The sequence below is a fragment of the Streptomyces sp. NPDC087428 genome (assembly GCF_044744085.1).
Taxonomy (GTDB): domain Bacteria; phylum Actinomycetota; class Actinomycetes; order Streptomycetales; family Streptomycetaceae; genus Streptomyces.
In genome coordinates, this window is the sequence record NZ_JBIUXR010000001.1 from 199,758 (window position 1) to 220,389 (window position 20,632).

At 71.6% G+C, this 20,632-nt stretch carries 15 protein-coding genes; 3 read left to right on the forward strand and 12 right to left on the reverse strand.

Translation table 11 applies throughout. The annotated features are described in order from the left end of the window. Positions 1–56 precede the first annotated feature (56 nt). Positions 57–1,142 carry a glutamate 5-kinase gene (gene proB, locus ACIO3R_RS00910; protein ID WP_385036499.1) on the reverse strand — a complete coding sequence of 362 codons (1,086 nt, stop codon included), beginning with the start codon at positions 1,140–1,142 and terminating at the stop codon, positions 57–59. A gap of 245 nt (positions 1,143–1,387) precedes the next feature. Here proB and ACIO3R_RS00915 point away from each other — a divergent pair, with 245 nt between their 5' ends. Continuing rightward, positions 1,388–2,041 carry a dTDP-4-dehydrorhamnose 3,5-epimerase family protein gene (locus tag ACIO3R_RS00915; RefSeq protein WP_385036491.1) on the forward strand — a complete coding sequence of 218 codons (654 nt, stop codon included), beginning with the start codon at positions 1,388–1,390 and terminating at the stop codon, positions 2,039–2,041. Here ACIO3R_RS00915 and rfbD read toward each other — a convergent pair whose 3' ends face one another. Genes rfbD through ACIO3R_RS00930 form a run of 3 tightly spaced genes read right to left on the reverse strand, consistent with a single transcriptional unit; the run spans position 2,042 to position 4,976 of the window. Further along, positions 2,042–2,890 carry a dTDP-4-dehydrorhamnose reductase gene (gene rfbD, locus ACIO3R_RS00920; protein ID WP_402102925.1) on the reverse strand — a complete coding sequence of 283 codons (849 nt, stop codon included), beginning with the start codon at positions 2,888–2,890 and terminating at the stop codon, positions 2,042–2,044. A gap of 32 nt (positions 2,891–2,922) precedes the next feature. After that, positions 2,923–3,909: a dTDP-glucose 4,6-dehydratase gene (gene rfbB, locus ACIO3R_RS00925; protein ID WP_402101948.1), complete on the reverse strand. Its 987-nt coding sequence runs from the start codon at positions 3,907–3,909 to the stop codon at positions 2,923–2,925. Further along, the gene (locus tag ACIO3R_RS00930) at positions 3,906–4,976 is read right to left on the reverse strand and encodes a glucose-1-phosphate thymidylyltransferase (protein WP_385345008.1); all 1,071 of its coding nucleotides are present in this window, start codon (positions 4,974–4,976) and stop codon (positions 3,906–3,908) included. Before ACIO3R_RS00930 ends, rfbB begins: the two co-directional genes overlap by 4 nt. A 518-nt stretch (positions 4,977–5,494) precedes the next feature. Here ACIO3R_RS00930 and ACIO3R_RS00935 point away from each other — a divergent pair. Then, complete coding sequence (locus ACIO3R_RS00935; RefSeq protein WP_385036488.1) at positions 5,495–7,567, forward strand: hypothetical protein; 2,073 nt, start codon at positions 5,495–5,497, stop codon at positions 7,565–7,567. A gap of 68 nt (positions 7,568–7,635) precedes the next feature. Here ACIO3R_RS00935 and galE read toward each other — a convergent pair whose 3' ends face one another. Next, positions 7,636–8,607 carry a UDP-glucose 4-epimerase GalE gene (galE, locus tag ACIO3R_RS00940; RefSeq protein WP_402101952.1) on the reverse strand — a complete coding sequence of 324 codons (972 nt, stop codon included), beginning with the start codon at positions 8,605–8,607 and terminating at the stop codon, positions 7,636–7,638. Positions 8,608–8,813: 206 nt separating this feature from the next. Between galE and ACIO3R_RS00945 the strand changes: the two genes are divergently transcribed. Beyond that, positions 8,814–11,045: a CDP-glycerol glycerophosphotransferase family protein gene (locus tag ACIO3R_RS00945; RefSeq protein WP_402101954.1), complete on the forward strand. Its 2,232-nt coding sequence runs from the start codon at positions 8,814–8,816 to the stop codon at positions 11,043–11,045. 94 nt (positions 11,046–11,139) lie between these two features. On the opposite strand, the gene obgE is transcribed toward ACIO3R_RS00945, so the two are convergent. The 7 genes from obgE to ACIO3R_RS00980 all read right to left on the reverse strand — a co-directional run bounded on the left by obgE (position 11,140) and on the right by ACIO3R_RS00980 (position 20,522). Beyond that, entirely contained in the window at positions 11,140–12,579 is a 1,440-nt protein-coding gene (gene obgE / locus ACIO3R_RS00950) for a GTPase ObgE (RefSeq protein WP_385036485.1), read from the reverse strand. Between the two features lie 139 nt (positions 12,580–12,718). Next, the gene (rpmA, locus tag ACIO3R_RS00955; RefSeq protein ID WP_018103204.1) at positions 12,719–12,976 is read right to left on the reverse strand and encodes a 50S ribosomal protein L27; all 258 of its coding nucleotides are present in this window, start codon (positions 12,974–12,976) and stop codon (positions 12,719–12,721) included. A gap of 14 nt (positions 12,977–12,990) precedes the next feature. Beyond that, the gene (gene rplU / locus ACIO3R_RS00960; protein WP_024494442.1) at positions 12,991–13,311 is read right to left on the reverse strand and encodes a 50S ribosomal protein L21; all 321 of its coding nucleotides are present in this window, start codon (positions 13,309–13,311) and stop codon (positions 12,991–12,993) included. 198 nt (positions 13,312–13,509) lie between these two features. Beyond that, positions 13,510–14,571, reverse strand: coding sequence for an iron-containing alcohol dehydrogenase family protein (locus ACIO3R_RS00965; protein ID WP_402101957.1), 1,062 nt, complete (start codon positions 14,569–14,571; stop codon positions 13,510–13,512). Beyond that, a complete protein-coding gene (locus tag ACIO3R_RS00970; protein ID WP_363030842.1) occupies positions 14,559–15,311 on the reverse strand; it encodes a phosphocholine cytidylyltransferase family protein in 753 nt (250 codons plus the stop codon). Before ACIO3R_RS00970 ends, ACIO3R_RS00965 begins: the two co-directional genes overlap by 13 nt. Positions 15,312–15,382: 71 nt before the next feature. Continuing rightward, positions 15,383–16,273, reverse strand: a complete 891-nt coding sequence (gene galU, locus ACIO3R_RS00975; RefSeq protein WP_385344992.1) for a UTP--glucose-1-phosphate uridylyltransferase GalU — start codon at positions 16,271–16,273, stop codon at positions 15,383–15,385. Between the two features lie 121 nt (positions 16,274–16,394). Next, positions 16,395–20,522: an Rne/Rng family ribonuclease gene (locus tag ACIO3R_RS00980; RefSeq protein WP_402101959.1), complete on the reverse strand. Its 4,128-nt coding sequence runs from the start codon at positions 20,520–20,522 to the stop codon at positions 16,395–16,397. Positions 20,523–20,632: the final 110 nt, after the last annotated feature.

Here is a 20,632-nt window from a genome sequence, read left to right on the forward strand (position 1 = left end):
GGTTTTCGTGAAGGTCTCTGCCCAGAGGCTGGACTTTCAGCCGTTTCAGGGGGTGGTCAACTGTGCAGGACGACAAGATCGTCCCTGTGTACGACCTCGCGCTCGTAGGCGGGGCCGAGCTCGCGCGCCAGGTCTCGGGTGGAGCGGCCGAGGAGCTGCGGGATCTCCTTGGCGTCGAAGTTGACGAGCCCCCGGGCCACCGGCCGGCCTCGCAGATCGCGCAGTTCCACCGGGTCGCCCGCGGTGAACTCGCCCTCGACCGCGGCGATCCCGGCCGGCAGCAGCGAGCTGTGGCGCTCGACGACCGCCTGCACGGCGCCGTCGTCCAGGGTCAGCGAGCCCTGCGGGGTGGAGGCGTGGGCGAGCCACAGCAGCCGGTCCGTGGTGCGGCGTCCGGTGCGGTGGAAGTACGTACCGGTGTCGCGGCCGGCCAGCGCGTCCGCCGCGTGGCTCGCCGAGGTCAGCACGACCGGGATGCCGGCGGCGGTGGCGATCCGGGCGGCCTCGACCTTGGTGACCATGCCGCCGGTCCCGACGCCCGCCTTGCCCGCGCTGCCGATGCTGACCCCGGCCAGGTCGGCGGGGCCGGTGATCTCGGCGATGCGGGTGGTGCCGGGGATGCTCGGGTCGCCGTCGTAGAGGCCGTCCACGTCCGAGAGGAGGATCAGCAGATCGGCGCGGACCAGGTGGGCGACGAGCGCGGCGAGCCGGTCGTTGTCGCCGAACCGGATCTCGTCGGTGGCGACGGTGTCGTTCTCGTTGACGATCGGCAGCGCGCCCATGTCCAGGAGCTGGTCCAGGGTGCGGTAGGCGTTGCGGTAGTGGGCACGGCGGCTGGTGTCGTTGCTGGTGAGCAGCACCTGGCCGACGCGGACGCCGTAGCGGGCGAAGGAGGCGGTGTAGCGGGCGACGAGCAGCCCCTGGCCGACGCTGGCGGCGGCCTGCTGCCTGGCCAGGTCCTTGGGCCTGCGGTGCAGTCCGAGCGGGGCGAGTCCGGCCGCGATGGCACCGCTGGAGACCAGGACGACCTCCCGCTCACCGCCGCTGCGCACCTTGGCGAGCACGTCGACGAGCGCGTCGACACGGTCCGCGTCGAGGCCGCCGGTGGCTGTGGTGAGGGAGGAGGAACCGACCTTGACCACGATCCTGCGGGCGTCCGTGACGCCCTGCCTTGCCCCTGACACGCGTATCCCCCGTGGTCGGCCTCGATCGGAATCCGCAATCTACGCGAGCGCCGGAATCGGCGCGTGGGCGTTCCGCCCCGTGGACCCCGGTTCATCCGGATCCGTGCCGCCGCGTGTCCGGAGTGCTCGGCGTCTCGTTGCAGCGAATATCGGCATCACCGCCGACGGAATGCGGGAATCTCCAGGAAGAAGGACGTGATCGCATGCGCCAGCTCTCCATTCCAGGGGCCTGGGTGCACGAGCCCGAGGTCGTCACGGACAGCCGCGGCAGCTTCCACGAGTGGTTCAGGGCCTCGGAGCTCGATGCCGCGCAGGGGCACCCGCTGGGGCTCGCGCAGGCCAACTTCTCCACGTCGGCCCTGGGCACGCTGCGCGGGATCCACTTCGCCGATGTGCCGCCGGGCCAGGCGAAGTACGTGAAGTGCGTGCGCGGGGCGGTGCTCGACGTGATCGTGGACATCCGGGCCGGCTCGCCCGCGTACAAGCGGTGGGAGGGGGTCCGTCTCGACGACAGCGGCCATCGGGCGGTCTATCTCGCCGAGGGGCTCGGCCACGCCTTCATGGCGCTGACGGACGACGCGTGCGTCCTGTACCTCTGCTCGCAGGGGTACGCGCCGACGCGTGAGCACGGCATCGATCCGCTCGACGCGGAGCTGGGCATCGACTGGCCGCGGGACATCACCCCGCTGCTGTCGGGGAAGGACGCGGCGGCCCCTTCGCTGGCCGAGGCGGAGGAGCAGGGGCTGCTTCCCTCGTACGCGGAGTGCGAGGCGTACTACGCGCGGCTGCGGACGGCCGGTCCGCCGCCCGCCGGGATGCGGGCGGGCGAACCGGCGCTCAGCAGGGCCGGGCGCTGATCAGGGGCGTTCCGCGGCGAGCAGGGCGGGGAACGCCTCGTCCAGGGCCGTGCGCCAGTCCCGGATGGGTTCGATCCCGGCCGCCGCGAAGCGCTGCTGCGCGAGCACGCTGAACGCCGGGCGGGGGGCGGGCCGTACGAAGGCCGCGCTGGTGGCCGGGCGGACCCGTGCCGGGTCGGCGCCCAGCAGCCGGAAGATCTCCCGGGTGAAGCCGCACCAGGTCGTCTCGCCGCCGCTGGTGCCGTGGTAGACGCCGGCCGGGGCGGTGCCGTCGAGCGCGGCCAGGCCGAGCCGGACCAGCCGGCCCGCCAGGTCGACGGTCCAGGTGGGCTGGCCGCGCTGGTCGTCCACCACGTCGAGGGTGTCCTTGACGCCCTCCAGCCTGATCATCGTCCGGACGAAGTTGCCGCCGCCCGCCCCGTACAGCCAGGCGGTGCGCACCACGTAGCCGGTGTCGGGGAGGGTCTCCAGGACGGCGCGTTCGCCCGCCAGCTTGGTGCGTCCGTAGGCGGTGCGGGGGCCGGTGGGGGCGTCCTCGCCGTAGGGCAGGCCGCCGTCCCCGGCGAAGACGTAGTCGGTGGAGACGTGGAGGAGGACGGCGCCCTGCTCGCGGCAGGCCGCGGCGAGGACGGCGGGCCCGGTGCCGTTGACCCGCAGGGCCGCGTCCTCCTGGCTCTCCGCGTCGTCGACGGCGGTCCAGGCGGCGCAGTTGACGACGACCGCGGGGCGGTGCGCGGCGAAGGCCTCCCGGACGCGGGCCGGGTCGGCGATGTCCAGGGCCGTGCGGTCCGCCGCGACGGCGGTGACGTCCTCGTGGGCGAGGGCCGCCAGCAGGTCCTGTGCCAGCATTCCGGCCGCCCCGGTGACCAGCCAGACCGGGTTCACAGCGCGGCCCTCTCCTTGAGGGGCTCCCACCAGGCGCTGTTCTCGCGGTACCACCGCACGGTCTCGGCGAGGCCCTTGCGGAAGTCCTTGCGCGGTGCGTAACCGAGCTCGTCGCGGATCTTGGCGCAGTCCACGGAGTAGCGCCGGTCGTGGCCCTTGCGGTCGTCGACGTAGGTGACGTCGGCGTCCCAGTCGGCGCCGCAGGCCTCCAGCAGCAGTCCGGTGAGTTCCTTGTTGGAGAGCTCGGTGCCGCCGCCGATGTTGTAGACCTCGCCCGCCCGGCCCCGGGTGCGGACGAGTTCGATGCCCTGGACGTGGTCGTCGATGTGCAGCCAGTCGCGGACGTGGGCGCCGTCGCCGTACAGCGGGACCGGCCGGCCCTGGAGGAGGTGGGTGACGAACAGCGGGATGACCTTCTCGGGGAAGTGGTGGTGCCCGTAGTTGTTGGAGCAGCGGGTCACCCGCACGTCGAGTCCGTGGGTGCGGTGGTACGAGAGCGCGATCAGGTCGCTCGACGCCTTGGAGGCGGAGTACGGGGAGTTGGGCGCGAGGGGTTCGCGCTCGGTCCAGGAGCCCTCGTCGATCGATCCGTAGACCTCGTCGGTGGAGATGTGCACGAAGGTCCGGACGCCCGCCAGGTGCGCGGCGTGGACGAGGGTGTGGGTTCCCACGACGTTGGTGCGGACGAAGGCGGCGCCGCCGTCGATGGAGCGGTCCACATGCGATTCGGCGGCGAAGTGCACCACCTGGTCGTGCCCGGCCATCAGGCCGCCGACCAGCTCCGCGTCACAGATTTCGCCCCGCACGAACGAGAAGCCCGGGTGGCGGCGGACCTCGTCGAGGTTGGCCGGGTTGCCCGCGTAGGTGAGCTTGTCGAGCACGGTGACGGCGACGTCACCGGGGCCGTCCGGGCCCAGCAGCGTACGGACGTAGTGCGAGCCGATGAATCCGGCACCGCCGGTCACCAGGATGTGGGTGGTCATGAGGAGATCTGCACCTTGCTGTGGTCGCCGAGGACGAGACGGTGGGCGGAGGGGCTCCGGGGTGCGGGGGTCACCTCGACCTCGTGGCCGATGAGGGAGGCCTCCACACGGCGGACACCGTCGATCGAGGCGCCGCGCAGGACGATGGAGTACTCGATCTCGCTGTCCTCGATCCGGCACTCCTGGGCGACCGAGGTGAACGGTCCGACATAGGCGTCGCTGATCACCGAGCGGGCGCCGATGATGGCGGGGCCGACGATCCGGCTGCGGGTGACGCGGGCGCCCTGCTCGATCCGTACCCGGCCGATGATCTCGCTCTCGTCGTCGACGTGGGCGCCCTCGGTGGACGGTTCGATGCTCTCCAGAACGGTCCGGTTGACCTCCAGCATGTCGGTGACGTTACCGGTGTCCTTCCAGTACCCGCGGATCATGGTGGAGCGGACGTCGCGCTCCTGGTCGATCAGCCACTGGATGGCGTGGGTGATCTCCAGCTCGCCGCGCCAGGACGGGCGGATGGAGCGGACCGCCTCGTGGATGACCCGGGTGAAGAGGTAGACACCGACGAGCGCCAGGTCGCTCTTGGGCTCCCGGGGCTTCTCCTCCAGGGCCACCACCCTGCCGTCCCCGTCGAGCTCCGCGACGCCGAACGAGGTCGGGTCGGGCACCTGGGTCAGCAGGATCTGGGCATCGGGCCGGTCCGCCCGGAATCCCTCGACGAGGCCGGTGATCCCGCCGATGATGAAGTTGTCCCCGAGGTACATGACGAAGTCCTCGTCGCCCAGGAAGCGCTGGGCGATCAGGACCGCGTGCGCGAGGCCGAGCGGCTCGGGCTGCGGGATGTAGGTGACGTCGATGCCGAACCGGGAGCCGTCCCCGACCGCCGCGCGGATCTCCTCCTCGGTGTCGCCCACGATGATGCCGACCTCGGTGATGCCCGCTTCCGCGATGGCCTCCAGGCCGTAGAACAGCACCGGTTTGTTCGCCACCGGGACCAGCTGTTTGGCCGAGGTGTGGGTGATGGGACGGAGCCGGGTGCCTGCCCCACCGGAAAGTACGAGAGCCTTCACTTTTTGTGCCCCCACGATGAGATGGCGGTCCTGTCGCAGCTGCGACCTGTTGGGCGACCTTACTGAGATTCACTGTCCCATCTGCGATGAAACAGCCCTCTCGGCCCGTTTACCGACACATCCGGACGAAAAGCGACGGCAGCCCGTAACCGCGTGCCACCTTTTCGCGCACTCCCGGTTCCCCCGGCACGAAGACACCTGCCGGTCACCTCGGGCTGATAGAGGAGACACCGGTTTGCCCCGATCCGATGCGATGAACCGGCGGCCGGTGCGGCACATTCCGCACTTCCATGAACAGATCGCGCGAATTCACGAACCGGAACTTGGTTGCGCCCGCACCCGTAATTCTCACCAATCTTTCACATTCATCTCATGAACGGACGAGCCGCCTTCCATATGGTGGGGCCCCTGAACCCCATGCCCACCGGGCGGCCGGTCCGGGACCGGGTCCCGGCCGCGCCGACGCGCCGGCGCGGCCCGACCGCGCACGCGAGCCTCGCGCTCTTTGGAGTCCCCCAGTGCAACCACTCGCCCCGCTCCTGCGGTACGCCGCGAAGGCCCTCCCCGTTGCCGTACTGGCCGCGTCCTTCGCCGCCCAGGCCGCCGCGGCAGCTGTTCCCCACCTCGCACTGCTCATCACGGCGACGGCCGCCAACCTGCTGGCCGAGGCCGCCCTGCACCGATGGCAGCCCGGCCAGGTCTCCCTGCTCGCCAAGGTCAGGGCCGATGTCATGGTCCGCCGGCTGACCTGTGACTTCCTGCTGATCGTGGGGCTGCTCCGGCTGGGCGGGAACCACCGCGAAACGGTCTACCTCCCGCTCGTCCTCGGCCTGCTCCTCTTCTACGCGCTCCACTTCGCCGGCCACGCGGCGGCGATCCGGGTGCGCGCGACACGGACGCTGCCGCTGCTCACCCGCAACATCGACGCCTCCGCCCTGGGCATCACCCCCGCGCCCCCGGCCCTGCTGATGCGCCGGCACGGGCCGCGCCTGCTGCTGTTCGGGCTGCCCGCGACCGCGGGCCTGCTGGTGACGGCGGTGAACGACGAGCCGGAGTACGCCGCGGCGGGCATCGCGCTGTCGGTCGCCCTCGCCGCGGTCTCACTGGCAACGCTGGTGCGGTCCCTGGTGCGGCGCCGCCCCGCGTCGCCCGAGGAGGTGCTGGACTGGTTCGACGGCTGGCTGGCCGACTACCGGCCGACCGTCGGCATGTACTTCTCCGGCGGCGCCTCGTCCGCGTACCAGGCCAACATGTGGCTCGACGCGCTGGCCGGGCTCGACGGCCGCCCGGTGATCATCCTGCGCGAGCGCTTCATGATGCAGCGGATCGGCGCCACGGACATACCCGTCGTGTGCATCCCGAAGGTCTCCCAGCTGCTCCGCCTGGAGCACTCGGCCCTGAAGCTGCTGATCCACCCCGCGAACTCCGGCAAGACCTCGCAGATCCTGCGGATACCGTCGATCAAGCACGCCTTCGTCAACCACGGTGAGAGCGACAAGCTCTCCAGCTGCAATCCGTACGCCAAGGCGTACGACGAGGTGTGGGTCGCAGGCCCGGCGGCGCGCGAACGCTACGCGCTGGCCGACGTCGGCATCGAGGACCGCGACGTGGTGGAGATCGGCCGCCCCCAGCTCGCCCCGATCACCCCCTACGCGGGCCCGCCCACCGGTACGTACACGACCGTGCTCTACGCCCCCACGTGGGAGGGCTGGGACGGCAATCCGGGGAACACCTCGGTCCTCCTGGCCGGCGAGAACATCGTCCGGGCGCTGCTCGCCGACCCCGGCGTCCGGCTGCTCTACAAGCCGCACCCGATGACCGGCTCGGTCGACCCCGGGGCCGGCGCCGCCAACGAACGCGTCCAGGCCCTGATCCACCAGGCCAACCGCGCCCGCAGCGGACCGCGCCCCGGTCCGCGGGCCGCTGCCGAGCCGGCCCGCCGGGCCGCGGAGCTGGACGCGCTGACCGCCGCCTCGTTCCGGGACGACGCGGACGACGCGGAACGCATGCTGGTGCAGGGCACACCGGAGCCCGGCCGGGCCCAGGCCGTCGCCGCGGCGACCACGGCCTGGGAGGCGGCCCACTGGGCGTCGCTCCCCGAGGCGGAGCACCAGATCATCACGGCCCCGCAGCCCGCGCTGTACTCCTGCTTCAACGAGGCGGACCTGCTGATCAGCGATGTGTCGAGCGTCGTCACGGACTTCCTGGCCGGCGAGAAGCCGTACGCCGTCGCGAACACCAGCGACCTGCCGGAGGAGCTCTTCCGCGACGCGTTCCCGACGGTCCGCGCGGCGACGATCCTGACGCCGGACGGAGCCGGGGTCCCCGCCCTCCTCGACTCGGTGCGCCACCCCGCGGACGAGGGACTGGCCGCGGCCCGCGCCGGTCTGAAGCTCCACCTCCTCGGCCCCTCCGACCCGCCGTCCCACGCGCGCTTCGGCGAGGCGGCGCTCGGGCTGTGCGGGGTCGCGGACGAGCACCGCGTACGGATGTCGAACCGGCTGCTCCCGGCGATCCCGTCACAGCGCGGAGCGCTGGAGGAGGCCGTGGCGGCGGACGAGGAACAGCTGGAGCCCGCGCCCGAGGGATAGCCCCGGACACGGCAGAGGCCCGGCACCGCTCCGCGAGGGAGGGGTGCCGGGCCTCTGCCGTAAGGGCTCTACGGGTGGCGGTGGCGCCAGCCCTGCCAGGCGGAGTCGATCATCTCGTCCACGCCGTACCGGGCCGACCAGCCCAGCTCCGCGCGGATCCGGTCGGCGCCCGCGACCACGCGCGCCGGGTCACCGGCACGGCGGGCGGTCACCTCGGGGGCGATGTCCCCGTTGTCGGTCACCTTGAGGATCCGGTCGACCATCTCCCGTACGGAACTTCCCTCACCGCATCCGATGTTGAGCGTGAGATCCGTGCCCCGCTCCGCGTCGTCGAGCCGGCGCGCGGCCGCGAGGTGGGCGGAGGCGATGTCCTCGACGTGGATGTAGTCGCGGACGCAGGTGCCGTCCGGTGTCGCGTAGTCGTCACCGAAGATCCGCGGGCCCTCGCCGGCCTCAAGGCGCTCGAAGACCATCGGGATGAGGTTGAACACCCCGGCGTCGGCCAGCTCGGGCGACGCCGCACCGGCGACGTTGAAGTAGCGCAGCGAGGCGCAGCGCAGGCCGTGGGCGCGGGCGGCGGCGTGGATCAGCCACTCGCCGACGAGCTTGGTCTCGCCGTACGGGCTCATCGGCGCGCAGGGCGTGTCCTCGGTGACGAGGGTGACGTCGGGCATGCCGTAGACGGCGGCGGAGGAGGAGAACACCAGCCGGTCGACACCCGCGTCGACCATGCTCTCCAGCAGCACCTCCAGCCCCGTCACGTTCTCCCGGTAGTAGTACAGGGGGCGCTCGACGGACTCCCCCACCTGCTTCTTGCCCGCGATGTGCACCACACCGGTCACACCGTGCTCGCGGATCGCCGCGTCGAGTGCCTGACGGTCGAGCACGCTGCCGGTCACCAGGGGCACCCCGTCGGGCACCTTGTCGGCGCTCCCGGTCGACAGGTCGTCGTACACGACGACCTGCTGACCGCCCGCGAGCATCGCGCGCACGACGTGTGCACCGATGTATCCCGCCCCACCCGTAACCATCCAGGTCATGTCGTGCGTCTCCCTCTCCGAGGTCTAACCCGTCCGCTTCACTCTACGTGCACATAAAGTCGGATCGGCGGATCGGGCCTTGCCCCTCAAAGGGGGCTGACAGCAATCAATTACGCTGTCCGGGTGCTGGACGCCGCGTCACTGTTCAGCGGTGCGCACCGCGCCCCTCGCACAGACCCTCGGACAGCTCTCTGGACTGGTGGACGATGCCTCGACTGACACTCATCGTGCCTGCGTACAACGTGCAGGGGTACATCGGGGAGTGTCTCGACTCCGTGCTCCAGCAGGACTTCACCGACTTCGAGATCATCGGTGTCGACGACTGCTCGCCGGACGGCTCCGGCGCGATCCTCGACACATACGCGGAACGCGACGCCCGCATCCGTGTGCTCCACCTCACCGAGAACGTGGGGCTGGGACGCGCGCGCAACGCGGGTATCGACGAGGCGACCGGTGACTATCTGCTCTTCCTCGACAGCGACGACACCCTGGCCCCGGGGTCGCTGGCGGCCATCGCGGCGCGCCTCGACGCGACGGACGACCCCGACGTCCTGATCTACGACTACACCCGCACCTACTGGGACGGGCGGCTGCTGCGCAACAAGCGTGCGGAACTGCTGGACGAGAGCGGCCCCGCCGTCTTCACGCTGGCCGACCGGCCGCAGTTGCTGGATCTGCTGCAGATCGTGTGGAACAAGGCCTACCGCCGCAATTTCGTCACCCGGCACGGCTTCCGGTTCCCGCCCGGTTATTACGAGGACGCGCCGTGGACGTACTCCTCGCTGATCTCGGCGGAGAGCATCGCCGTCCTCGACCGCTCCCTTGTGCTGTACCGGCAGCGGCGAGAGGGCGGGAACATTCTCCGCACGGTCAGCCGCAAGCATTTCGATGTCTTCGATCAGTACGACCGCGTTTTCGCCTATCTGGACGCGCGGCCGGAACTCGATTCCTGGCGTCCGGCGCTCTTCAGGAAAATGGTCGACCACTTTCTGACCGTCCTGGAAAAGCCCGGCCGGCTTCCGCAGAACGCGCGGGCCGAGTTCTTCCACCGTGCGGCCAAGGACTACCGGAGCCGTCTTCCGGAGGAGTTCCAGCGGCCGCTGGGCGGCCGGGGCTACAAATACGCGCTGCTGGGCCTCGACTCCTACTCCGCGCTGGTCGGCGTGACCCGCGTCAACAACGTGCGCAACCGGGCCAGGCTGGGCGGCCGGGCCCGCGTGGGCCGGGCCAAGCGCGCCGCCCTGGGCATGTTCTACAAGTCCCAGCTGCGCATGCCGCTGGACGAGAACCTCGCGGTGTTCTCCGCGTACTGGGGCCGCGGCTACTCGTGCAGCCCCGCGGCCATCGAGGCGGAGCTGGGCCGGCTGGCCCCGGGGATGCGCCGGGTCTGGGCGGTCAGGGCCGAGCACCGCGACCGGGTGCCCAAGGGCGTCGAGACCGTGCTGGTCGGGTCCCGCGAGTACTGGTCGGTGATGGCCCGCGCGAAGTACCTGACGAACAACGTGAACTTCGGCGACACCGTGGTCAAGCGCGAGGGCCAGATCCATCTGCAGACCCACCACGGCACCCCGCTGAAGACGATGGGGCTCGACCAGGCCCACTACCCCGCGTCCACCAGCATGGACATGGAGAAGCTGCTCAGCCGGTGCGACCGCTGGGACTACAGCCTGTCCGCCAACCGCTTCTCCACCACCGTGTGGGAGCGGGTGTACCCCTGCCGGTACACCTCGCTGGAGACCGGATACCCGCGCAACGACGTGCTGCTCAACGCCACCGCGGCGGACGTCTCACGGGCCCGGCACGACCTCGGTCTGGCGGACGGCTCGACGGCCTTCCTCTACGCGCCGACCCACCGCGAGTACCAGAAGTCCTTCACCCCGCGGCTCGACCTGCCGAGGCTGGCCGAGGAGCTGGGCCCCGACGTCACCCTGCTGGTGCGCGGCCACTACTTCTACAAGCCGACGGGCCGGCTCGCCGATCTCCAGGCCAGCGGCCGGATCATCGACGTCTCCGCGCACGGGAACGTCGAGCAGCTCTACCTCGCGGCGGACGCCCTCGTCACGGACTACTCATCGGCGATGTTCGACTACGCCAACCTGGACCGGCCGATCGTGATCTACGCCGACGACTGGAACACCTACCGGGTCGTGCGCGGCACCTACTTCGACCTGATGGCCGAGCCCCCGGGCGCCGTGGCGACCAGCCAGGACCAGCTCGTCTCTGTGCTGGGTTCCCAGGAGTGGCGGAGCGAGGCGTCGGCGGCGCTGCGCAGGGCGTTCCGGGAGCGCTTCTGCGACTTCGACGACGGCCGCGCCGCGGAGCGCGTCGTGCGCCGGGTGTTCCTGGGCGAGGAGACGCTGCTCCCGGTCGTCCCGCTCGCCGAGCGCACCCCGGCGCCCTCCCCCGCGGAGGCGCTCGCACAGGCCGGCCGCTCCTGACGGAACCGGGGCGCCCGTGGACCCGGCGCCCCGGAAAACACGCGGTCCCGGCTCCCCCGAAGGGAAGCCGGGACCGGTGAGCGGTCTCCCGTTCTCACGCGAACGGGTCGAACTCCTGGTACTCCTTGCTGACGTCGTCGCGCTCGTCCTCGCGGTCGCGACGGCGCTGCGCGGCCGGACGCGGCTCCTCCAGCCGGTGGTCCTCGCCACGGCGGCCGAGCATCTCCGCACCGGCGGTCACGGTCGGCTCCCAGTCGAAGACGACGGCGTTGTCCTCGGCCCCGATGGCCACCCCGTCGCCCGCGCGGGCACCGGCCTTGCGCAGGGCGTCCTCGACACCGAGCCGGTTCAGCCGGTCCGCGAGGTAGCCCACGGCCTCGTCGTTGTTGAAGTCGGTCTGGCGCACCCAGCGCTCCGGCTTCTCGCCGCGCACCCGGTAGATGCCGTCGTCCTCCAGGACCACGGTGAAACCGGCGTCGTTCACGGCCTTGGGCCGGATGACGATACGGGTCGCCTCCTCCACCGGCTTGGCGGCACGCTGCTCGGCGATGACACCCGCCAGCGCGAAGGAGAGCTCCTTGAGCCCGGTGCGGGCCACGGCGGAGACCTCGAAGACGCGGTAGCCGCGGGCCTCCAGGTCAGGACGGATCATCTCCGCCAGGTCCAGGCCGTCCGGGATGTCGATCTTGTTGAGGACGACGATGCGGGGCCGGTCCTCCAGACCCCCGTACAGCTTCAGCTCCTCCTCGATCATGTCGAGGTCGGAGAGCGGGTCGCGGTCGGACTCCAGCGTCGCCGTGTCCAGTACGTGCACGAGCACCGAGCAGCGCTCGACGTGGCGCAGGAACTCCAGGCCGAGGCCCTTGCCCTGGCTGGCGCCCGGGATCAGGCCCGGGACGTCGGCGATGGTGTAGACGGTGCTGCCCGCGGTGACGACTCCCAGGTTCGGGACCAGGGTCGTGAACGGGTAGTCGGCGATCTTCGGCTTGGCGGCCGACAGGACCGAGATCAGCGAGGACTTGCCGGCGCTCGGGTAGCCCACGAGGGCGACGTCGGCGACGGTCTTCAGCTCCAGGACGATGTCCCGGCTCTCACCGGGCTCGCCCAGCAGCGCGAAGCCGGGGGCCTTGCGCCGGGCGGAGGCCAGCGCGCCGTTGCCGAGGCCGCCGCGGCCGCCCTGGCCGGCGACGAACATGGTGCCCTGGCCGACCAGGTCGGCGAGCACGTTGCCGTCCGTGTCGAGCACGACGGTGCCGTCCGGCACGGGCAGGACCAGGTCCTGGCCCTCCTTGCCGGTGCGGTTGTCGCCCGCGCCGGGCTGGCCGTTGGTGGCCTTGCGGTGGGGGTGGTGGTGATAGTCGAGGAGCGTGGTGACGGCCTGGTCGACAATCAGGGTCACATCGCCGCCACGGCCGCCGTTGCCGCCGTCCGGGCCGCCGAGCGGCTTGAACTTCTCACGGTGAACGGAGGCGCAGCCGTGGCCTCCGTTACCCGCGGCGGCATGCAGCTCGACGCGGTCCACGAAGGTGGTCATGGTTGGAACCTCCAGTTACATACGTGCAGAAATGTCTCGCTCGTGCCCCTGTAGGAGCAACACGCGAAAGGCGGACCCACTTCCCGTTAAAGGAAGTGAGGTCCGCCTCCACGTCAAACCGCTCGACGAGCGCCGTGAATCAGCCGGCGATCGGAACGATGTTCACGACCTTGCGGCCACGGTGCGTGCCGAACTCGACCGCACCGGCGGCGAGGGCGAACAGCGTGTCGTCGCCGCCACGGCCGACGCCCGTGCCCGGGTGGAAGTGGGTGCCGCGCTGGCGGACCAGGATCTCACCGGCGTTGACGGCCTGACCGCCGAAGCGCTTCACGCCGAGCCGCTGAGCATTGGAATCGCGCCCGTTCCGAGTGGACGATGCGCCCTTCTTATGTGCCATGTCTCCTCAGTCCCTTACTTCGCAGCCGCGGGGATACCGGTGACCTTGATCGCCGTGTACTGCTGGCGGTGACCCTGGCGACGGCGGTAGCCGGTCTTGTTCTTGTAGCGAAGGATGTCGATCTTCGCGCCCTTGTGGTGGTCCACGATCTCGGCCTGGACCTTGATGCCGTCAAGCACCCACGGGTCGCTGGTCACGGCGTCGCCGTCGACAACGAGCAGGGTAGAGAGCTCTACCGTGTCGCCAACACTGGCGGTGGGAATCTTGTCAACCTCAACGATGTCGCCGACAGCAACCTTGTGCTGTCGACCACCGCTGCGCACGATGGCGTACACGCGGATCTCACTCTCACTCGAAGCGGAAACCCCTGAGGCCAGCCGCTCACACGGGTCCGAGGACCCGTGGTGATCCGGATTGGACGAGCGGCCTCTCCCGTACGAGCGGGAGGTCAGTTGCTCAGAGGTGTGGCGAAACAAACGCCGACGGTCAAGATTACGGGGCCTCGGACACCCCGGTCAAACCGGGCCCCGGTTTCAGGCCCCGACCGCGCTGACGTAGTCGGCGTAGGCGTCCCTGATCCCGTCCGGGGACAGGTTCAGATGTTCCAGGATCGTGTACCGGCCCGGCCGGGTCCGGGGGGCGAACTCGACGACGGAGACGAACTCGTCCACGCTGAACCCGATCTCCCGCGCGGTGACCGGAAGGCCGTGGCGCCGCAGCGTCCCGGCCATCCGTACGGACTCCTGGTGGGCGCCGCGCAGATGCATCGCGAACGCCGCGCCCAGACCGCACTGCTCCCCGTGGCTGGCCGCCCGCTGGGGGAAGAGCAGGTCGAAGGCGTGGTTGATCTCGTGGCAGGCACCGGAGGCGGGCCGGCTGTCGCCCGCGACCGACATCGAGATACCGGTGAGCACCAGCCCCTCCGCCAGCACCTGGAGGAAACGGTCCTCGTCCAGGGACCCCGGGTGGCGCAGCACGGCCTCGCCGGCCTGCCGGGCCATGGCCGCGGCCAGTCCGTCGATGTCCTCGCCGTTGACCCGGTGGGCGAGCTCCCAGTCCGCGACCGCGGAGATGTTCGAGAGCGCGTCCCCGATCCCGGACCGCACGTAGCGGACCGGGGCCTCACGGATGATGTCGAGGTCGATGACGACGGCGATCGGGTTCGGGACACCGTACGAGCCGCGGCCCGAGTCGTTGTCCAGCGTGGCCACCGGTGAGCACAGACCGTCGTGGGACAGGTTCGTCGCCACGGCGACCAGCGGCAGCCCGACGCGCGCCGCGGCGAACTTGGCACAGTCGATGATCTTGCCGCCGCCGAGGCCGACCACGGCGTCGTACCGGCCGGACTTCATGTCCTCGGCCAGCTTGACGGCGTCGTGCAGCGTGCCGCCGCCGACCTCGAACCAGGAGGCACCGGGCAGGCTCACCGACAGCCGCTCCCGCAGCGCCCGGCCCGAGCCCCCGCTGATCGCGACCGCCAGCTTCCCGGAACCGGAGATCCGCTGGTCGGCGAGGACACTCGCCAGGTCGGCCAGAGCGCCCGCCCTGATGTCGACGACGACCGGCGCCGGTATCAGCCGGGTCAGTACTGGCACGCGATGGTCCTGCCCTTGGCCAGGTCCTCGTGGTTGTCGATCTCCACCCACTTGATGTCGCCGATCGGCTCCACGTCGACCTTGAAGCCGCGGTTGACGAGCTCCTGGTAGCCGTCCTCGTAGTACAGGTCGGGGTCGCGCTCGAACGTGGTCCTCAGCGCGTCGGCCAGCTCGTCGGCCGCGTCGCCCTCGATGAGGGTGACACCGATGTACTCGCCGGTGGCCTCGGCCGGGTCCATCAGCTTGGTGATGCGCTGAACACCCTTCTCGGGGTCGGCGACGACCTTCATCTCCTCGTCGGCGAGCTTCTTCACCGTGTCGAGGGCGAGGATGATCTTCTTGCCGTCGCCGCGGGCGGCCAGCAGCGTCTTCTCGACGGAGACGGGGTGCACGGTGTCGCCGTTGGCGAGGATCACACCGTCCTTGAGGGCGTCACGGCCGCACCAGAGGGAGTAGGCGTTGTTCCACTCCTCGGCCTTGTCGTTGTCGATCAGCGTGAGGGTGACGCCGTACTTCGCCTCAAGGGCCGCCTTGCGCTCGTAGAGGGCTTCCTTGCGGTAGCCCACGATGATCGCGACCTCGGTCAGGCCGACCTCGGCGAAGTTGCCCAGCGTCAGGTCGACGACGGTCAGGCTCTCCTCGTTCCCCTCCGGTCCGACCGGCACCAGTGCCTTGGGAAGCGTGTCGGTGTAGGGGCGCAGACGACGGCCGGCGCCGGCCGCCAGAATCATGCCGATCATGAGGGTTCTCCTTGGTCCTTGGTGCGTGTGTCTCGGGTGGGTCCGGGTGCCGTACGGCTTGCGACAGCCTCTCAGAGCTCGGTCGCTACGTAACCGCGCAGCCAGGTACGGAAGTCGGGGCCCAGGTCCTCGCGCTCGCAGGCGAGTCTGACGATGGCCCGCAGGTAGTCGCCGCGGTCACCGGTGTCGTAGCGGCGGCCGCGGAAGACGACGCCGTGCACCGGGCCGCCGAGCTTCTCGTCCACGGCGAGTTGCTGGAGTGCGTCGGTCAGCTGGATCTCGCCGCCCCGGCCCGGCTCGGTCTCGCGCAGCACGCCGAAGACCGCGGGGTCCAGGACGTAGCGTCCGATGACGGCGAGGCTGCTGGGCGCGTCGGCCGGATCCGGCTTCTCGACCAGGCCGGTGACCCGGACGACGTCGCTCTCCGGGGTGGCTTCCACCGCGGCGCAGCCGTACTGGTGGATCAGCTCGCGCGGGACCTCCATGAGCGCGACGACGCTGCCGCCCTCGCGCTCCTGGATCTCCACCATGCGGGCCAGCAGCGGGTCGCGCGGGTCGATCAGGTCGTCGCCGAGGAGCACCGCGAACGGCTGGTCGCCCACATGGGGCTCGGCGCACAGGACCGCGTGGCCGAGGCCCCGCGGGTCGCCCTGGCGGACGTAGTGCATGGTCGCCAGGGCGCTGGACTCCTGGACCCGCACCAGCCGCTCGTCGTCGCCCTTGCGGGTCAGCGCCGACTCCAGCTCGTAGTTCCGGTCGAAGTGGTCCTCCAGGGCGCGCTTGTTGCGCCCGGTGATCATCAGCACGTCGCTCAGCCCCGCGGCGGCGGCCTCCTCCACGACGTACTGGATCGCGGGCTTGTCGACCACCGGCAGCATCTCCTTGGGAGTCGCCTTCGTCGCCGGCAGGAACCGGGTACCGAGCCCGGCGGCCGGTATGACGGCCTTCTGGATCTTGCGCATGTGCTCAGACTTCCGTGTCCACGGGGAAGGGTGCGGTTCGACGGGGGCGGCAGTACGCAGCCGGCCCGGTTCCTGTGACGGAACCGGTCCGGCTGCGTACGGGCGCACGGTGCGGGGCGGGTCAGGCCTCGTCGGCCGATGCCGTGACGGAGGACGGCGCCTGCTGCTCCGCCGCCACCGTCTTCTTCGTCGCCGCCTTCTTGGCCGTCGTCTTCTTCGCGGCGGTCTTCTTGGCGGCCGTCTTCGTGGTCGCCGTCTTCGTGGTGGCCGCCTTCTTGGCGGTGGCCTTCTTGGCGGTCTTGCGGGCCGCCTTCTTGGCCGGTGCGGCCTCGGGCTCCGCGTCGGACGCGGGCTCGGGCGCGGACTCGGCGGAAGCCGTCACCACGACGGTCGCCGCCTCTTCGGTACCGGCAGGCGATCCCGCGGGCGCGGTGGCCTTACGGGTCGCCCGGCGCCGGGCACGCGGCGGTGCGGCCGGCTCCTCGGCCGGGGCCTCCACGTGCGGGGCCTCGACCACCGGGTCCTCCGCGGCGACCGGGTCGGCGTCGGAGACCGGCTCCTCCGCGGCCGCGGCCGGCTCGGCCGGGGCGGGCGAACCCGCCGGGGCGGTCGCCTTGCGGGTCGCACGACGGCGCGTACGGCCCTGGGGCGCCTCGGCGGCAGGCGCCTCGACGGCCGGGGTCTCCACGACCGGCTCAGGCGCCGGCTCCACGACCGGCTCCGGCTCCGCGACGGGCTCCGGCTGCGCGACCGGCTCGGCCACCGGAGCCGGCGCGGACGCCGACTTCGGGGCACCGGCCGGGGCCGACGCCTTGCGCGTCGCCCTGCGGCGGCCACGGCCGCGACCGGCGGCCGCCTCGGCCTCTGCCGGGCTGCTGTACAGCTCCTCGTCCGCGACGAACTCCGGCTCGGGCAGCGCCAGCGGGGCGGCGACCTCCGCCGCGACCTCGGCCTCGGTCTCGGCCTCGTTGTCGTGGCCCTGCTCGTGGTCGTGCTCGTGCTCGTGGCTGTGGTCGTGGTCCTGCTCGTGGTCCTGGCCCGAACCGCCGCGGCCGCGCTTCTTGGCGCGCTTGCCGCCACCGCCGCCACCGACCGAGGTGGGCTGCTCCATGTGCACGATCACGCCGCGCCCGTTGCAGTGGACACAGGTCTCGGAGAAGGACTCCAGCAGACCCTGGCCGACCCGCTTACGGGTCATCTGGACCAGGCCCAGCGAGGTGACCTCGGCGACCTGGTGCTTCGTACGGTCGCGTCCCAGGCACTCCAGGAGCCGTCGCAGCACCAGGTCCCGGTTGGACTCCAGCACCATGTCGATGAAGTCGACGACGACGATGCCGCCGAGGTCGCGCAGCCGCAGCTGGCGCACGATCTCCTCGGCCGCCTCCAGGTTGTTCTTGGTGACGGTCTCTTCCAGGTTGCCGCCCTGGCCGGTGAACTTGCCGGTGTTGACGTCGACGACGACCATCGCCTCGGTCTTGTCGATCACCAGCGAGCCGCCGCTCGGCAGGTAGACCTTGCGGTCCAGCGCCTTCATGAGCTGCTCGTCGATCCGGTACGTCGCGAAGATGTCGACCTCCGAGGTCCACCGCGACAGCCGGTCCGTCAGGTCGGGCGCCACGTGCGAGACGTAGCCGTGGATGGTGTCCCACGCCTCGTTGCCGCTGACGATGACCTTGGAGAAGTCCTCGTTGAAGATGTCGCGGACGACCCGGACGGTCATGTCCGGCTCGCCGTAGAGCAGCGTCGGCGCGTTGGAGCTGCCGCTGCTCTTCGACTTCTTCTGGATGTCCTCCCACTGTCCCTGGAGCCGCTCGACGTCGCGGCGCAGCTCGTCCTCGCTCGCGCCCTCCGCGGCGGTGCGGACGATGACGCCCGCGTCCTCGGGGACGATCTTCTTGAGGATGGTCTTGAGCCGAGCGCGCTCGGTGTCGGGCAGCTTGCGGCTGATCCCGGTCATCGAGCCCTCGGGCACGTAGACCAGGTAGCGGCCGGGCAGCGAGACCTGGCTGGTGAGACGGGCGCCCTTGTGGCCGATCGGGTCCTTCGTCACCTGGACGAGGACCGACTGGCCGGACTTGAGCGCGGTCTCGATGCGGCGGGGCCCGTGGGCCATGCCGAGCGCCTCGAAGTTGACCTCACCGGCGTACAGGACGGCGTTGCGGCCCTTGCCGATGTCGACGAACGCGGCCTCCATCGACGGCAGGACGTTCTGGACCTTGCCCAGGTAGACGTTACCGACGTAGCTGGTGGCCTGCTCCTTGTTGACGTAGTGCTCGACGAGCACGTTGTCCTCAAGAACACCGATCTGGGTGCGCTCGCCGCTCTGGCGGACGACCATGACCCGCTCGACGGCCTCACGGCGGGCCAGGAACTCCGCCTCCGTGATGATCGGGACCCGGCGGCGGCCCTGCTCGCGGCCCTCGCGGCGGCGCTGCTTCTTGGCCTCCATACGGGTCGAGCCCTTGATCGACTGGACCTCGTCGAAGCCGGTGCCGGGCTCGCGCTCGGCTTCCTTCTTACGGGGCTCGCGGACCTTGACGACCGTGCGCTCCGGGTCGTCCGTGCCGTTCTCGGCGTCGGACGAGGAGTCACCGCTGCGACGGCGGCGGCGCCGGCGGCGACGGCTGCTGCTCGATCCCGAGGCGCCGGAGTCGTCGTCATTGTCGCTGTCGTCGTCGCCCTCGTCCTCGGACTCGTGGGCGCGCTCGTGCTCGTCGCCGGAGCGGTCGGAGGCGTCGTCGTTGTGCTGCTCGCCGGCCTCGTCGTCGGCGGCCTCACCGCGGCGGCGGCGACGGCCACCGCGACGGCGGCGGCGCGAGGGCCGGTCACCGTACTCGTCGGTGTCCTCGCCGTCGTGCTCGGCGTCCTGCTCGTTCTCCGGCTCGTGCTCCTCCTCGGCCTGCTCCTCCACCGGGGCGGCGGCCGGGGCGGGTGCGGCGGCGGGCTCGGGCTCGGCAGCCTCACCGCGACGGCGGCGACGGCGGCGCGAACCGCCCTGCGGCGCGGCCTCCGCGGGGGCGGGCGTCTCGGCGGCCGGGGTCTGCTCCTCGGCCGTCGCGATCTCGTCCTCGGGCTCCTCGTCCGGCGAGGCGGGGACCGCGGCGGCGGCCGCGGCGGCGGCGGTTTCCGGGGTCTGGAACATCGGCTCGGCGAAGACCGGGGCCTGGAACACGGCGACGGCGGGGCGCGCCGCGCCACGGCTCCTGCGCGCGGGCTCCTCGACCTTGCCGGTGAACTCGGGCCGGCCCGCCGCGGCGGTGGCCCGGCGGCGCTGGCGGCCGCGCGGGGCGGCCTCCTCGACCTCCGCGGCCTCGGCGGCCAGCTCCTCGACGGCGGTCTCGGGCAGGCTCTCGCCGGTCTGGACCTCGCTGCGCTCCTCGGTGGCCTGCGGGGCGCCTGCCGGGGCGGTGGCCTTGCGGACCGCACGGCGGCGGCCGCGCGGGGCCTCCACGGGCTCGGCGGGCTCGGCCGCTTCTGCGACCTCTGCGGGGACCTCCGCGGGCTCTGCTGCCGCTACGGGCTCGGCGGGCTCGGTCCGGGTGGCCTGCGGGGCGCCGGCCGGGGCGGAAGCCCTGCGCCGGGCGCGGCCGCGCGGCGCCTCGGCGGCGGGCTCTGCCGCTACGGGCTCGGGGCTCTCCACGACCGCGGTCTCCTCGACGATCTCCACAGCCTCAGCGGCCTGCGGAGCACCCGCCGGGGCGGTCGCCTTACGCGACGCCCGACGACGCGCACGCGGCGCCTCGGCAGCAGGCTCAGCGGCGGGCTCGGCCGCGACGGGCTCAGAGCTCTCCACGACCGCCGTCTCCTCGACGATCTCCACAGCCTCGGCAGCCTGCGGAGCACCCGCCGGAGCAGTCGCCTTGCGCGACGCCCGACGACGCGCACGCGGCGCCTCGGCAGCAGGCTCAGCGGCGGGCTCGGCCGCGACGGGCTCGGGGCTCTCCACGACCGCCGTCTCCTCGACGATCTCCACAGCCTCAGCGGCCTGCGGAGCACCCGCCGGGGCGGTCGCCTTGCGGACCGCGCGGCGACGCGCACGGACGGGCGGGGCCGCCTCGGCCTCGGTGGTGTTCTCTGTGCTGGGGTCCGACTCTCCGGCGTCAACGGCCGGTATGGCCGGCGCGCCGCCCGAGGGGGGGCCGGCCGGGCGGGACGCCGCGCGGCGCCTGCGGCGCGGCGGCAGCTTGTCCCCGGGGGTGTTGTTGTCTTCTGCGTTCCCGGTCGTGCCGGGTTCGGTGGGCTCGAGCATGCGGGCGGTTCTCCCGTCGCGCTCCCGGGCGCCGCGCCTGATTCCGGTCCGGCACGGTCCGCATGATGTACGCGGTACCGCCGTCCGGGGCGCGGGCGCCGCACGGGGGC

What these genes read in the sequence shown, in the direction of transcription:
- ACIO3R_RS00970 (WP_363030842.1), bottom strand. Translation starts at nt 15,311, where the DNA reads ATGATCGGCATGATTCTGGCGGCCGGCGCCGGCCGTCGTCTGCGCCCC.
- ACIO3R_RS00980 (WP_402101959.1), bottom strand. Translation starts at nt 20,522, where the DNA reads ATGCTCGAGCCCACCGAACCCGGCACGACCGGGAACGCAGAAGACAAC.
- galE (WP_402101952.1), bottom strand. Translation starts at nt 8,607, where the DNA reads ATGACCTGGATGGTTACGGGTGGGGCGGGATACATCGGTGCACACGTC.
- rpmA (WP_018103204.1), bottom strand. Translation starts at nt 12,976, where the DNA reads ATGGCACATAAGAAGGGCGCATCGTCCACTCGGAACGGGCGCGATTCC.
- ACIO3R_RS00915 (WP_385036491.1), top strand. Translation starts at nt 1,388, where the DNA reads ATGCGCCAGCTCTCCATTCCAGGGGCCTGGGTGCACGAGCCCGAGGTC.
- galU (WP_385344992.1), bottom strand. Translation starts at nt 16,273, where the DNA reads ATGCGCAAGATCCAGAAGGCCGTCATACCGGCCGCCGGGCTCGGTACC.
- rfbD (WP_402102925.1), bottom strand. Translation starts at nt 2,890, where the DNA reads ATGCTGGCACAGGACCTGCTGGCGGCCCTCGCCCACGAGGACGTCACC.
- rfbB (WP_402101948.1), bottom strand. Translation starts at nt 3,909, where the DNA reads ATGACCACCCACATCCTGGTGACCGGCGGTGCCGGATTCATCGGCTCG.
- ACIO3R_RS00945 (WP_402101954.1), top strand. Translation starts at nt 8,814, where the DNA reads ATGCCTCGACTGACACTCATCGTGCCTGCGTACAACGTGCAGGGGTAC.
- obgE (WP_385036485.1), bottom strand. Translation starts at nt 12,579, where the DNA reads ATGACCACCTTCGTGGACCGCGTCGAGCTGCATGCCGCCGCGGGTAAC.